The organism is Actinoplanes sp. NPDC000266, assembly GCF_042899005.1.
Classification (GTDB): Bacteria; Actinomycetota; Actinomycetes; order Mycobacteriales; family Micromonosporaceae; genus Actinoplanes.
In genome coordinates, this window is the sequence record NZ_JBIAZI010000015.1 from 141,379 (window position 1) to 153,505 (window position 12,127).

The 12,127-nt window shown below is 71.8% G+C and carries 13 protein-coding genes; 7 read left to right on the forward strand and 6 right to left on the reverse strand.

All coding sequences use genetic code 11. The features are described from left to right. Window positions 1-1,341, forward strand: coding sequence for an MFS transporter (locus ACFY36_RS44565; protein WP_499752065.1), 1,341 nt, complete (start codon window positions 1-3; stop codon window positions 1,339-1,341). A gap of 50 nt (window positions 1,342-1,391) precedes the next feature. Here the strand turns inward: ACFY36_RS44565 and ACFY36_RS44570 are convergent, their stop codons facing one another. After that, window positions 1,392-3,086, reverse strand: coding sequence for a putative bifunctional diguanylate cyclase/phosphodiesterase (locus ACFY36_RS44570; protein WP_499751993.1), 1,695 nt, complete (start codon window positions 3,084-3,086; stop codon window positions 1,392-1,394). Between the two features lie 213 nt (window positions 3,087-3,299). On the opposite strand from ACFY36_RS44570, the gene ACFY36_RS44575 reads away from it, so the two are divergent. Further along, window positions 3,300-3,722 (forward strand): YbaB/EbfC family nucleoid-associated protein, encoded by a 423-nt coding sequence (locus tag ACFY36_RS44575; protein WP_498694772.1) that lies wholly within the window; start codon window positions 3,300-3,302, stop codon window positions 3,720-3,722. After that, a complete protein-coding gene (locus ACFY36_RS44580; RefSeq protein ID WP_499751994.1) occupies window positions 3,703-4,101 on the forward strand; it encodes a hypothetical protein in 399 nt (132 codons plus the stop codon). Before ACFY36_RS44575 ends, ACFY36_RS44580 begins: the two co-directional genes overlap by 20 nt. Before the next feature lie 22 nt (window positions 4,102-4,123). On the opposite strand, the gene ACFY36_RS44585 is transcribed toward ACFY36_RS44580, so the two are convergent. Then, complete coding sequence (locus ACFY36_RS44585; protein ID WP_097319443.1) at window positions 4,124-4,408, reverse strand: DUF427 domain-containing protein; 285 nt, start codon at window positions 4,406-4,408, stop codon at window positions 4,124-4,126. Between the two features lie 150 nt (window positions 4,409-4,558). Here ACFY36_RS44585 and ACFY36_RS44590 point away from each other — a divergent pair, with 150 nt between their 5' ends. The 4 genes from ACFY36_RS44590 (at window position 4,559) to ACFY36_RS44605 (ending at window position 8,103) form a co-directional block, all read left to right on the forward strand. Further along, complete coding sequence (locus tag ACFY36_RS44590; RefSeq protein ID WP_499751995.1) at window positions 4,559-5,134, forward strand: hypothetical protein; 576 nt, start codon at window positions 4,559-4,561, stop codon at window positions 5,132-5,134. Then, window positions 5,131-6,162, forward strand: a complete 1,032-nt coding sequence (locus ACFY36_RS44595) for a hypothetical protein (RefSeq protein ID WP_499751996.1) — start codon at window positions 5,131-5,133, stop codon at window positions 6,160-6,162. Before ACFY36_RS44590 ends, ACFY36_RS44595 begins: the two co-directional genes overlap by 4 nt. After that, complete coding sequence (locus ACFY36_RS44600; RefSeq protein WP_499751997.1) at window positions 6,159-7,616, forward strand: hypothetical protein; 1,458 nt, start codon at window positions 6,159-6,161, stop codon at window positions 7,614-7,616. The genes ACFY36_RS44595 and ACFY36_RS44600 overlap by 4 nt, the downstream gene beginning before the upstream one ends. Before the next feature lie 88 nt (window positions 7,617-7,704). Continuing rightward, window positions 7,705-8,103, forward strand: coding sequence for a DUF6232 family protein (locus ACFY36_RS44605; protein WP_499751998.1), 399 nt, complete (start codon window positions 7,705-7,707; stop codon window positions 8,101-8,103). Here ACFY36_RS44605 and ACFY36_RS44610 read toward each other — a convergent pair. From ACFY36_RS44610 to ACFY36_RS44625, 4 genes are all read right to left on the reverse strand, one after another. Further along, entirely contained in the window at window positions 8,089-8,418 is a 330-nt protein-coding gene (locus tag ACFY36_RS44610; RefSeq protein WP_499751999.1) for a nucleoside triphosphate pyrophosphohydrolase family protein, read from the reverse strand. The two genes, ACFY36_RS44605 and ACFY36_RS44610, sit on opposite strands and share 15 nt — an antisense overlap. A 135-nt stretch (window positions 8,419-8,553) precedes the next feature. Beyond that, window positions 8,554-10,341 (reverse strand): SpoIIE family protein phosphatase, encoded by a 1,788-nt coding sequence (locus ACFY36_RS44615; RefSeq protein ID WP_499752000.1) that lies wholly within the window; start codon window positions 10,339-10,341, stop codon window positions 8,554-8,556. A 182-nt stretch (window positions 10,342-10,523) separates the two neighbouring features. Continuing rightward, a complete protein-coding gene (locus ACFY36_RS44620; protein ID WP_499752001.1) occupies window positions 10,524-11,198 on the reverse strand; it encodes an SRPBCC family protein in 675 nt (224 codons plus the stop codon). A gap of 59 nt (window positions 11,199-11,257) precedes the next feature. Continuing rightward, a complete protein-coding gene (locus ACFY36_RS44625) occupies window positions 11,258-12,106 on the reverse strand; it encodes a bifunctional DNA primase/polymerase (RefSeq protein WP_499752002.1) in 849 nt (282 codons plus the stop codon). Window positions 12,107-12,127 lie beyond the last annotated feature (21 nt).

Sequence of the window (12,127 nt, forward strand, 5' to 3'; positions counted from 1 at the left end):
ATGGCCTCTCGGCCACTCGTCGGAACGGGTGAAGATTCGCAGACTGTGTACGTGCTCAAGAACCGCATCCATCCGGCCTGGTACGTCGCCGTGGTCGCCTTCGTCGCGCTCGTCGGTGCGGCCGGCTTCCGCGCCACCCCCTCCGTGATGCTCCGCCCGCTGCACGACGAGTTCGGCTGGTCCCTCGGCACGATCTCGGCCGCGGTCTCGGTCAACCTGCTGCTGTACGGCCTGACCGCGCCGTTCGCGGCCGCCCTCATGGAGCGCTTCGGCATCCGCCGCGTGATCATGGCGGCCCTGGTGCTGGTCGCGGCCGGCTCCGGGCTCACCGTCTTCATGCGGACCAGCTGGCAGCTCGTCCTGCTCTGGGGCGTGCTCGTCGGCCTGGGCACCGGCTCGATGGCCCTCGGGTTCGTCGCCACCATCACCGGCCGCTGGTTCGTCAAGCACCGCGGCCTGGTCACCGGCATCCTCACCGCCGGCGGCGCGGCCGGCAACCTGGTCTTCCTGCCGGTGCTCGCCTCGCTCACCGAGAGCCACGGCTGGCGGACCGCCGCCCTGACCGTCACCGGCGCCGCCCTGCTGGTCGTGCCGCTGGTCTGGTGGCGGCTACGTGATCATCCAGCCTCGCTCGGCATCGGGCCCCTGGGCGGCGAGTATGAGGAGCCCAAGCCGATCGCCCCGCAGGGCGCGGCCCGGATCGCCCTGCGCTCGCTGCGGGACGCGGCCAGGACGCGGCCGTTCTGGCTGCTCGCGGGCGGTTTCGCGATCTGCGGGGCGACCACCAACGGGCTGGTCGGCACCCACTTCATCCCGGCCGCGCACGATCACGGCATGGCCGAGACCACGGCCGCGAGCCTGCTCGCGCTCGTCGGCCTGTTCGACATCGTCGGCACGATCCTGTCCGGCTGGCTGACCGACCGGGTGGACAGCCGCATCCTGCTCGGCGGCTACTACTTCCTGCGCGGGATGTCGCTGCTGGTGCTGCCGTCGCTGTTCGCGGCGACCGCCCACCCCAGCATGGTGCTGTTCATCCTGTTCTACGGCCTGGACTGGGTGGCCACCGTCCCGCCGACGGTGACGCTGTGCCGGGAGTACTTCGGCGACCGCGGGGCCGTCGTCTTCGGCTGGGTTTTCGCCTCGCACCAGTTCGGCGCGGCGGCCGCCGCCACCGCCGCCGGCCTGGTCCGCGACCAGCTCGGCGCCTACACGTGGGCCTGGTACGGGGCCGGGGCGCTGGCCGTGCTGGCCAGCCTGCTGAGCCTGATGCTGTTCGCGGGCAAGCGGATCAAGCCGATCGCCCCGGGCATCGGCCTGGCCGTCCAGCCGGCGAAGGCATAGAAAGGGCCACCCGGCCGGACGGTGGCCGGGTGGCCCTGGGAGGGGAGCGCCTACCCCCGTTGGAGGGCGCTCTGCTTGGTCAGCAGACCGGTCAGCTCGTCGGCCGGCATCGGGCGGGCGAAGTGGTAGCCCTGCGCGTGCACGCAGTCCAGCTCGCGCAGGCGGTCGGCCTGCTCCCGGTCCTCGACGCCCTCGGCCACCGGGGACAGGTTGAACGTGCGGGCGATCTGCAGGACCGCCTCGGCCACCGAGCCGCCGCCCGAGCTCTCGTGCATGGCCTGGACGAACGACTTGTCGATCTTCACCACGTCGACCGGCAGGGCGCCCAGGTGGCTCAGCGACGAGAAGCCGGTGCCGAAGTCGTCCAGGGCGATCCGCACCCCCAGGGTCTTGAGCGAGGCCAGGATGCGGGCCGACTCCTTGAGGTCGGTCAGCGCGACCGTCTCGGTCAGCTCCAGCACGAGCAGCCCGGACGGGATGCCGGTCTCCTCGATCACCGCGCGGATCTCGTCGGTCAGCTCCGGGTTGGCCAGCTGCGAGGCCGAGAGGTTGACGTTCAGCTCGAAGCCGGGGTTCTGGCGCTGCCACTCGACCGCGCGCAGGCAGGCCTCGCGCAGGATCCACAGGCCCAGCTTGGGCATCATGCCGATCGTCTCGGCCAGCTCCAGGAAGGCGCCCGGCGGCAGCAGGCCGCGGTTCGGGTGCTGCCAGCGGACCAGCGCCTCGACGCCGACCGTGTGCTCGCCGTCCAGGTCGACGATCGGCTGGTAGAAGACCTCGAACTGGCCCTCCAGGAACGCCCGGCGCAGGTCGGCCTCGTCGCGGCGGCGCTGTTCCATCTCGGCGAAACGGGCCGGGTCGAACCGGCGTACGACACCTTTGCCGTCCTCCTTCGCCTGATAGAGCGCCTCGTCGGCCTCGCGCAGCAGGGTGTCGACGTCGCGTTCGCCGCCCTTGGTGATGGCGATGCCGGCGCTGGCCCGGATGGTCAGCACCACCTCGCCGATCTCCAGCGGCTGCTCCAGATCGCGCAGGATCCGGCCCGCCACCGTGTCGGCGATCGTGTCGTCGACCAGCCGGGGGAGCAGCACCACGAACTCGTCGCCGCCGAGCCGCGAGACCGTGTCGTTGGCGCGCACGTTCGCGTTCAGCCGCTCGGCGGTGACCTTGAGCAGCGCGTCGCCGGCCGCGTGGCCGTACGTGTCGTTGACGCCCTTGAACCCGTCGAGGTCGAACAGGACCACGGCGGTCATCGTCTGGTCGCCGTCGGCCAGCGCGTCCGTGGCGTGGTCCATGAACATGGCCCGGTTGCCGAGCTGGGTCAGCGGGTCGCGGAACGCCTGCCGGGCCAGGATCGCGCGCTGCCGGGTGAGGTCACGCATGAGCCCCTCGTTCGTGTGCGAACCGAGGAACTGCCGGATCAGGATGATGCCGGCCACGATGATGATCAGCCAGGTCAGCTCGGGATCGGCGCCGCCGAGCTTGCCGTGCTGCACGGCGGCGGTCACGACGGCCGCCGCGACCGGCGCGTACTGCACCAGCGGCCAGGCGTCGGCGAGCCGCGCCACCGCCGCGCCGACCAGGACCACACCCGCGATGGGGAGGATCCAGCCGACCGCGCTCGCGTTCTCCTCGGTCAGCCGCTCGAAGAGCAGCGGCCACGCGAGCGCCATGAGCGAAGCGAAGATCAGGGCGTCGTCGACGCCGCGACGCACCCTGTCCATGGCCTTGCTGGAACGAACCATGGCCGTTCCATCGGCCACCCGGGTGAGGACTTGAGCACAGTCGCGTAACTCGTCGGTGCTGACAGCGGAGGTCGATGTGTTGCGTGGAGGTTACGGTGGTCGCCAGGTCGGGTGACGGCCCGGCGGGCGGGGTAGGGGTGTGCGGCGCGACGTTGCGTCACCGTGATCTCATAGAACGCCAACAGCACGAATGTCGGCAACGGAGGACAAACTGTGCCGAGTGGAAACATCGCGGAGCGCCTCGCGACGCTCAGCGCGACCGCGACGGACGACGACGGGGTCGTCACGGTCACGGTCGCCGGGCCCGGGGTCGTCACCGGTCTGCGGCTCGACGACCGGGTGCGGCAGCTCAGTGGCGCGACGCTCTCGTCCGAGATCCTGCGGACCATGCGCCGGGCACAGGCCGCGCTGGCCGAGCGGGTGACCGCCGCCGTCGACGAGACGGTCGGCGCCGACACCGAGGACGGTAAGGCCCTGTTGGACAGCTTCACCCAGAACTTCCCGGACGAGCCGGAGCCGCCCGCGCCGGTCATGCCCGCGGCGCCGCCCTTCCCCACCTTTCAGAACACGCCGTCGCTGCCGCACCAGGCGCCCGGAAACGGATTCGAGAGTGGTCGTGACAGTCGTGCCCGGTGACAAACCCTCGCTCCCGCGGCGCGGTCCGGCGCCCGCCGTCGACCAGATGTCGAACGCGGAGCTGGCCCGGATGGTCGAGGCCGAACACCCCTACCGGGGCAAGGCGCTCTTCGAGCTCTCCGACCGGATCCCGCTCGACGACGACGCGGCGACCAAGGTCGCGATGCTGACCCGGCTGACCTCGCTGCGCCGGGCGCGGCTGTTCGACCGGGTGTCACTGGCCTGGTCGGGGATCATCGCGCTGCTGGCCGGCGAGACCGAGCACTCCCGGGAGGCCGCGTACGAGGCGTTCGGCGCGCTCGAGGAGGAGGAGCAGCGGGACATGCTGGACTACCTGGAGGTGTCCACGATCGAGGAGGCCCACCCGCGCATCGTGTGAGCGTGAGCGGGCCCCCGGCCGGTCACGCTTCGACGCGAACGTCCTTCCAGAAGGCGACGCGATCGCGTACGGCCTTGGCGTCGGGTTTGGGTTCGGGGTAGAAGAAGACGGCGTCGGGGGTGGTGTGCCCGTCGGCCGTGAGCGTGTAATAGGACGCCTTGCCCTTCCAGGGGCAGACGGTGTGGGTGTCGGAGGGCGTCAGCACATCCTCGCGCAGGGACGCGCGCGGGAAGTAGTGATGTCCCTCGACAACCACGGTGTCGTCGCTCTCGGCGATAACTTCGTCGTTCCAGATGGCCTTAGGCATGCTCCGAAAGTAGCGCGGACCAGGCCGGTCGTCCGATATGCGGAAGTTAATCGCTATCGGGAGTGAAAGGTGATGATCCGTCCACAGGGTGCCGATGCTTTGTACGAAGATCTACCCTCGATCCAGGCCCACCCCCCGAAGAGATGCGGCATGAAGATCCCGATCACGCTACCCAGCGCCGGTGAGCAGGCGCGGCATGCTCTGGTGCTGCTCGGCGCGCCCGCACCGGCCCGGCTCGTGGCGCGGGTGCACGCGGCCCTGTTCGACGGGGATCTGTCGATGCCGGCCCTCGCCGCCCTCGTGCGCGACCGCGAGGCGGGGCTGTGTGCGGCGCTCGACGCCGATCTCGCGGCGGTGCCGGGGCTGATCGCCCTGGCCGACTGGCCGCTCGAGCGCCGGCTGATGACGCCGGTGGCGCGCCGGGCGTCCGCGCTCGCGATGATCATCCGGGTCGTGGAGTTCGTCGGTATGCGGGCCTCGCTGGGTCACGCCGCGGTGGGACCCGCCGAGCACGGGCTGCTGCGGGAGCTGGCCCGGGACGTACCCCATGGGCCCGAATCTGTTGATCTCGCGGACGGGGCGCGGGTGGCGTTGGAGTCGTTGTGCGCGGCCCAGGCCGCCGAGGAGCCGTTGCGCGCGGCGGCGCTCGCGCGCGCCGTTTCCCTCGACGCCGATCAGCTGTTGTACGGGATTCCGGCCGTTCCCCACCAGCGAGGACGCGAGTGAGCCGAGTAGATCAACTGCGGGGCTCCGGGCCGCGCAAACGGCACAACGCGCGGACGATCGCCGCGCTGACCGGCAACCCGGGCTGCACCCGCCGGGCCGTGCTCGACGCCTCCGGTGTCGACAAGCCGCGGCTGGCCGAGACGATCGGCTTCCCGGGCAGCTTCGGGCAGTCACGGTTCGCGCTGGCTCGCGGTAACGCGTTCGAGGCGATGCTCAAGGCCGATGACTGCGCTCTGCTGCGGTCGGTGCTCTCCCTCCCGGAGGGCCGGTACGAGGATCTGGGCGAGGACAGCGACGACACGCTGACCGCCCGGCACTCACGGACACGGGACGTGCTCGCCGACGGTGACGCCGGGCTGCTCGATCACCCGCTGCTGACACTCTCGGTGGCCGGCCAGACCGTCTTCCTGGAGCCCGACCTGATCGCGGTTCAGCGGGGCGAGGTCCTCCAGGTCGTCGAGATCAAGTCGTTCGCCATCGTCGACGGGCAGGCCGAGAGCGCCGCGGTGTCGTCGGCGGCCGTCCAGGCCGCGGTCTACGTGCTCGCCCTGCGCCGGCTGCTCGGCGACGACCGGGTCAGCCATGAGGTCGTTCTCGTGTGCCCGGAGAATTTCTCGCTCCAGCCGGCGGCCGTGGTTCTTGACGTACGCAAGCAGTTGTCGACCCTCAAGCGGCAGCTCAGTCGGCTCGCGTCGGTGTCGTCGCTGATCGACGAGCTGCCCCCGTCGGTGACGTTCGACGTGGCCCAGCCCGTGCCGGCGCTGCTCGAATCGCTGGCCGCGGTCGAGGCGCGGTACGCGCCGGAATGTCTGTCGACCTGCGAATTGTCGGTCTACTGCCGGCACGAGGCGACCGGGTCGACGGCCGCTCTGGGCCGGCCCGTGCGCGACGCCCTGGGCGGGGTGGCGACGGTCGACGAGGCCCTCGGGCTGGCCGCCGGCACGGTGGTGCCGGCGCCGGAGCAGACCGAGGCGGCGGCCCTGCTGGCGGCGGCGGCCCGGCTGCGCAACGAAGCCCTTTCGGCGTGAGTACGCTCGTCGCGCTGGCCCGGGCGCAGGCCTTCGCCTCCGGGCGGGCGCAGCCCATCGCCACCGTCCGCCACCTGCACGTGAGCGACGATCCGCTGGTGCTGATCCCGCTCGCGATGGCGGGTGAGGCCAACGCGCCGCTGGCCGCGATGATCGGCACATCGGCCGAGAAGCCGCGCCTGCTCGTCGTCTCGCAGCCGCGCAACCGCGACGAGCGGTTCGCCTTCACGGCTGCGCTGGCCGGGGAGCTGCTGCCCTATCTGGAGTCGTTCGCCACCGAGACCGAGGCGGTCGCGGTCGACCGGGGGCGCGACGTGCGCTACCGCTACGTCGACGCGCCGCAGGTCTGGGTGCCGAACCCGGGCGGTGCCGACTTCCTCCGGCTTCTCGGGCGATCAACCCGATTTCGCCGTACGGACGGCGACTACCCGGTGCCGCCGTCCGTCCCGCTGCTCGGGCAATGGCTGACCTTCCTGGCCTCGGCGGCCGAGATGCCGGGGTCGATGTTGCTGGCCAACACGGTCCAGGCGCTGGGCATGCACTGGACGACCGGGCAGAGCGCGGCCGAGGACGCCCAGCTGGGTTCGCTCTTCGCCTGGATCACGGAGGGGGCGGCGGCGGCCCGCGAGGCCGAGAACGGGCCGGTGGCCGGCCCGGCCACCGATCCCGAGTTCGACAACAAGGTGCTGGCGCCGCTGATCGCCGACTCGTCGCCGCGGCTCGAAGAGGTGATCCGCGAGCTGATGACACCGACGTGGGAGCGGATGTGGCGCTCGCTCGACCTGCTGCGGGCGCTGCCGGCCGGGGCGCGGGTCGGCACGCGCTGGGACAGCGACCGGGACACGTACTCGGCCTTCGTCGAGCACCTGGCCTCCGACGGCGCCCCGCAGCCGCGCCGCGACGGGGCGGTGGCCGCCGCGTCCCGCCTCCAGCGGCTGGAGAACGCGGCCGCCCGCTACGCGGTACAGCGCGCCTTCGACGACCCGCTGATCATGGCCGAGCATCGCCTGACCGGCGCGGCCTTCGCCGGGGTGGTGACGCTGGCCAACCCCGACCGGATCGACGACTCCGGCAAGCGGCCGGTCCTGCGGCCGCGGATCATGGTGGCCACGACCGAGCCGGTGCGGGTCGAGGCGGGCGCGAACCTGACGTCGCCGGCCCGGCCGTCGCAGAAAGCGAAGGTCATCTCGGTGACGCCGACCGCTGACGGGTGCGACGTGCTGCTCGAGCTGTCCGGCGGGATGGGGCGCAAGCTGGTCGCCGAGCCGGGCAGCGTGCCCGCGGTGGGCGAGCGGATCCTGCTGACGACCTTGAGCGAGGCGTACCGCCCGGGTGCGGCCTTCCCCGACCCGGCCGACACACCGTGGACCCACGGCGGCCCCCCGTCCAACCACCCCGCCGCCACCCTTGACTCGAGTGAACGCTCTCCTTCGGTGCCCGTAACATCCGCGTAACACGCACCCTCGGAACGCTGTCGATCATGGAACGGCGTCGATAAGGTGACGCTGTGTGCTCCACAATGATGTTGGGCTCGGCGAATTCATGACGGTCTACTATCGCGGGCCCGCCGGGACGGTGACCGAGAGTCACTTCGTGACGCATTCCCCGGACGGCTCGGCGTACGACCTGAACGATCTTCGAAACATCATGCGCGCGCGGCGGCGCGGCCCCCGGTTCGCCGCGCTGACGGCCGCCGCCGTCACGGTGATCCTGGCCGGGGTGATCGTGGGCTGGGTCATGAGCGACATGGTCAGCCTGGTGGTCGTGCTCGTGGCCGTCGTGGCCGCGGTCTTCGTGCTGCGGCTGGCCAGCCCGGTCTACACACTCCGGGCCGACCATCGGGACCAGCCGGTCGAGCTGTATTCGACGACGGACAAGGTCGACTTCGAACGGGTCTGCCGCAACCTGGAGCGGGCCCTCGAAGATCTACGCCCCGCCTGACGCCAGATAGCGCTCGATGCCGTCGGTCATGCGCTGGAACTCGGCGCCCAGATCGACGTCGTAGTGCTTCGCCAGCACCAGCACCGACCACAGGCAGTCGGCGAGCTCGTGCCCGAGCGCGTCCCGGGCGTCGTCGCCCTGGTCGGCGCGGCGGCCCTCGGCCGCCATGACCAGCTTGGCCAGATCGCCGACGTCGCCCACGAAACCGGTCATGAACTGCTCGGGTCCCCAGGCCTGGCGGCCGGCCGCGAGGTTGTGCCGGTCGTAGAGAGCGGCGATGGCCAGGGCGCGTTCCTGCATGTGCTGGAGGTCCATCGGGGTCTTCCTTTCGTCGCAGGACAGCCCGGCGGCCGCGGCGGAGAGGGTGACCACGACGGCGCCGGGCCGCCGAAGCGTAACGACTTGTGGCCCTCGCTGTGCCTCGTCCGGGTGCGGCGAGAAGGCGTACCTCTAAAGAAGCCGAGCCAGGAGAAGAGCGATGTCATCGTCGCGGCGGCGAGCCGTTCTGATGAGATTTGTGCAGATCTCCTCGGCGGGACGGGTGGGTGCGCCGCGGAGGACGTTGTGGAGGCGCGCGATGCCCTCGTCGATGAGGTGGGCCGGGTCCTCGACCAGGCCGTCGGTGTAGAGGACCAGTGTGGAGCCGGCCGGCACGCGACGGCGATGGGTGGTGCGCGGGTCGCGGGGGAGAAGGCCCAGCAGCGGCTCGGGGATCTCCCACCAGATCTCCACCTCGCCGTCGGGACGCAGCAGCAGGGGCGGGGGATGGCCGGCGTTGGCGAACGAGACCAGATAGTCGTCGCCGTCGCGGCGCAGGCGGGCCAGGACGGCGGTGGCGGCGGCGGGCACGTGCAGGCCGTGCAGGGCCCGGTCGAGCTGGGCGAGCAGCGGGCCGGGCGCGTCGTCGCGGCCGTAGGCGTCGCCGCGCACGAGGTTGCGGACCTGGCCCATGGTCGCGGCGGCCTCGATGTCGTGGCCGGAGACGTCGCCGACCGCGAGCATCAGCGTGCCGTCGGGCTGGGCGAAAGCGTCGTACCAGTCGCCGCCGACCTCGGCCCCGGCCTGCGCGGGCAGATAGCGCCCGTGCAGGTCGATACGGTCCACTTTGGGCAGATCGGGCAGCATGCTCTGCTGGAGGACCTCGGCCACGTGCCGCTGGTGACCGTAGAGCCGGCTGTTGTCGACGGCCATGCCGGCCCGGCGGCCCACCTCGGCCGCGGTCTGCTCGGCGGCGTCGGTGAACGGGGTGGCGTCGTTGGCCAGCAGGACGACGCCGTGGACGCGTTTGGTGACGGGCGCGGTGATCGGCACGACGAGCAGGGACGAGACGCCCAGCTCGGCGGCGGTCTCCGCCAGCTCCGGCGCCTGCTGCCGGAGCAGATTGACGCCCCCGTCCCGCCGGATCGGGCGGCCGGCGCGCTGCGCCGACCGGAGCAGGGGCTTGAGGTCGGTGGTGCGGGCCAGGCTGGTCAGCCGGCCGGCCGGTTCGGCGTACGCGGGGTCGTGGTGGGCGGCCGACATGTGCCGGATCGAGCCGGACGGGTCGGCGAGCGCGATGAAGCACCAGTCGGCGAGGCGTCCGGCGACGAGGTGACCGAGCTTGGTCAGCGCGGCGTCGATGTCCATGGTCTCGGCCAGCGCGTCGGTCAGCTCGCCGAGCAGAATGAGCTGGTCGTGCGCGGACTCGGCATGCCGGCGGGCCTCGTCGGCGATCTCCCGCGCGATCCGCAGGCGCAGCTCGGACGAGCAGACCTCGCCCAGCTCGACCAGGAGCGCGATCTCGCTGGACGTCCATTTCCGCGTCTCACGGTCCATCACCGCGAGCGTGCCGAGCACCAGCCCGTCCGAGTCGGTGAGCGGCACGCCCGCGAAGGCGACCGCCCCCAAGTCCCGAATGGACAGGTTGTCCCGCATGATCGGGTCATTTCGTACATCGGCGACGATGAGGGGCTGACCCGCCGCGACCACGTGCCGGCTGAACGAATGCTCGAGCCCCATCTCCCGCGTCCCGGCGAACGGCGCCGGCAGCCCCACCTGCCCTGGAAGGTGCTGCCGATCAGCGGTCAGCACAGTTACCAAGGCCACCGGCGCGTCGATGAGCCGCTCGACGATGCCCGCGATCCGGTCGAACGCCGGATCGGCCCCCGCGCCGAGCCCCAGCCGAGCCACCGCTCGCAGCCGCGCGGGATCGCCGATCACACCGTTCGGCGCACCCGCGGCCAAGTCTTCGCGCAGCACCAATCGCTCCCGGGCCAGAACCCCGCTTGCTAGCAGGTCGGACCTGCCACGTTACCGGGGCCACGCCCCCGTCAACGACCCTCGGCCCGCTCCCTCCCACATCCCGCGCCATCCGCCATGTCGCCGCCGGCCCGCGCCCGCGCCGGCCCGCGCCGGCCCGCGCCGGGTCGGCTCTTGGCGGGTCAGCTGTTCGGCGCCGGGTTCTCGGCCGTGGTCAGGTTGGCGTCGGCGGCCATCGGCGCCCAGCGTTTCGCCCAGGTCTCCCGTACCGTCTCGAAAGCCGGGTCGTCCAGGCCGAACGTGGAGATGGTCACCTCGAAGCGAGCCGCGGACGGGGCGTCCAGGGGAAGATGCCCGGCCACCACGACGAGGTGGCCATCGCCGTCGACCGTCGAGGCCACACGCGGGCCGAAGCGCTGCCAGTCGCCGGTGGCCAGCGTCAAGGCCTGGCGGCCCGTGGTCTCGCCGGTCAGGTAGATCGTGCGGCGCTGCCCCGCGGGGCGTTCCCGCAGCAGGAACGCCAACTGGGTCAGAAACGCACGCCAACCCTCCTCGATCGCGTCATAAACCTCCTCGGCCACCGGACCGGAACCCTCGCGGGCCACCCGGATCCGGGCGCTGTCGTCGTCGCCGGCGACCTCCAAAGAGGACCCGTCGGCCCAGCCCATCCGCTCCGGCGCCCAGAGCGTCGCCTCGTCGATGAAGATCTGGCGGATCTCCGCCTCCAGCCCGTCGTAGTCCCACCCGAACCACTGGCGCAGCACCTCGGGCCGGGTGACGGCCTCCCAGGCCTCGTCACGTCCCACCGGCACGGAGATCTCGACGTCGTAGGGCTTGAGCGGGCGTCGGTCGGTCATGCCGGGCCCCCGGCTGTAGTCACGTCGGTCATCACCCCATCTTTGGGGTAATGCGGCAATCACGCCACGCGGCGGCCCGGCTCATGCGCGAACGGACTGCGGCGGCCCGCGGTCATGCCTGAACGGATCGTGGCGCGGGTCTCGGCCCGGCGCAGCCCGGCGAAGGCAGCGGCCGTCTCGAGCTCTCGTGTCACCTCGGACGCGTCGAGCAGGCCCGCCCCGACGAGGCGGCCCAGCGCGAACGCCGCGCGGTTCAGGGTGTCGTTGCGGCCGCCGACCGGGGCGCGGGCCACCCGGTCGGCCTCGGCGGTCAGCGCGGCCCGGGCGTAGCGGTCGGGGTGGGCGATCGGGGCCCGCCGGTGACTCGGCGGCGGTGGGCCCTCGATGAGCTCGCGCAGGGCCGGTGGGCCGCTCGGCAGGTCGTCGCCCGGGCGGTGCACCCAGCGATAGTCGCCGCCGCTCACGTGGCGCGAGGGCGGGGCCACCACATAGCCACCGGAGCCACGCCAGTCGAGGCCGGGCAGCAGGCGCACCCGGTTGCCGAAACCGGTCGGGTGGAACCAGAAATGCCAGCCCCCGCTGCCCGTACGCACCAGCGGGCCGCCGGGCAAAGAGCCGCCGAGCACATGACACAAGCCGTGCCAGCCCTCCGCGGAGTCGACGTCGGCCACATCCATCACGACTCCGGTGCGCAAGCCGACGTTGGCCGCCGGCCAGCGATGCCACCAGAGGTCGATCAGTCGTGGGTCGGTGGTCGCCTCGGTCAGGCCGTGGCGCAGATGAGGGTGTTTGCCGGGGTGATCGCATCGGGCTCCTCTGTCGCAGGAACAGCCGCCGGGGCCAGCCGTGTGTACCGGCAGGACGGGAATCCCGTGCCGGGCGTAGGCCAACGCGGCTGTCAGCAACATTAGAACAAGCGTACGACAGAA

Coding starts and splice junctions, on each gene's coding strand:
- ACFY36_RS44565 (WP_499752065.1), top strand. CDS start 1: ATGGCCTCTCGGCCACTCGTCGGAACGGGTGAAGATTCGCAGACTGTG.
- ACFY36_RS44570 (WP_499751993.1), bottom strand. CDS start 3,086: ATGGTTCGTTCCAGCAAGGCCATGGACAGGGTGCGTCGCGGCGTCGAC.
- ACFY36_RS44585 (WP_097319443.1), bottom strand. CDS start 4,408: ATGCCTAAGGCCATCTGGAACGACGAAGTTATCGCCGAGAGCGACGAC.
- ACFY36_RS44590 (WP_499751995.1), top strand. CDS start 4,559: ATGAAGATCCCGATCACGCTACCCAGCGCCGGTGAGCAGGCGCGGCAT.
- ACFY36_RS44605 (WP_499751998.1), top strand. CDS start 7,705: ATGACGGTCTACTATCGCGGGCCCGCCGGGACGGTGACCGAGAGTCAC.
- ACFY36_RS44610 (WP_499751999.1), bottom strand. CDS start 8,418: ATGGACCTCCAGCACATGCAGGAACGCGCCCTGGCCATCGCCGCTCTC.
- ACFY36_RS44620 (WP_499752001.1), bottom strand. CDS start 11,198: ATGACCGACCGACGCCCGCTCAAGCCCTACGACGTCGAGATCTCCGTG.
- ACFY36_RS44625 (WP_499752002.1), bottom strand. CDS start 12,106: ATGTTGCTGACAGCCGCGTTGGCCTACGCCCGGCACGGGATTCCCGTC.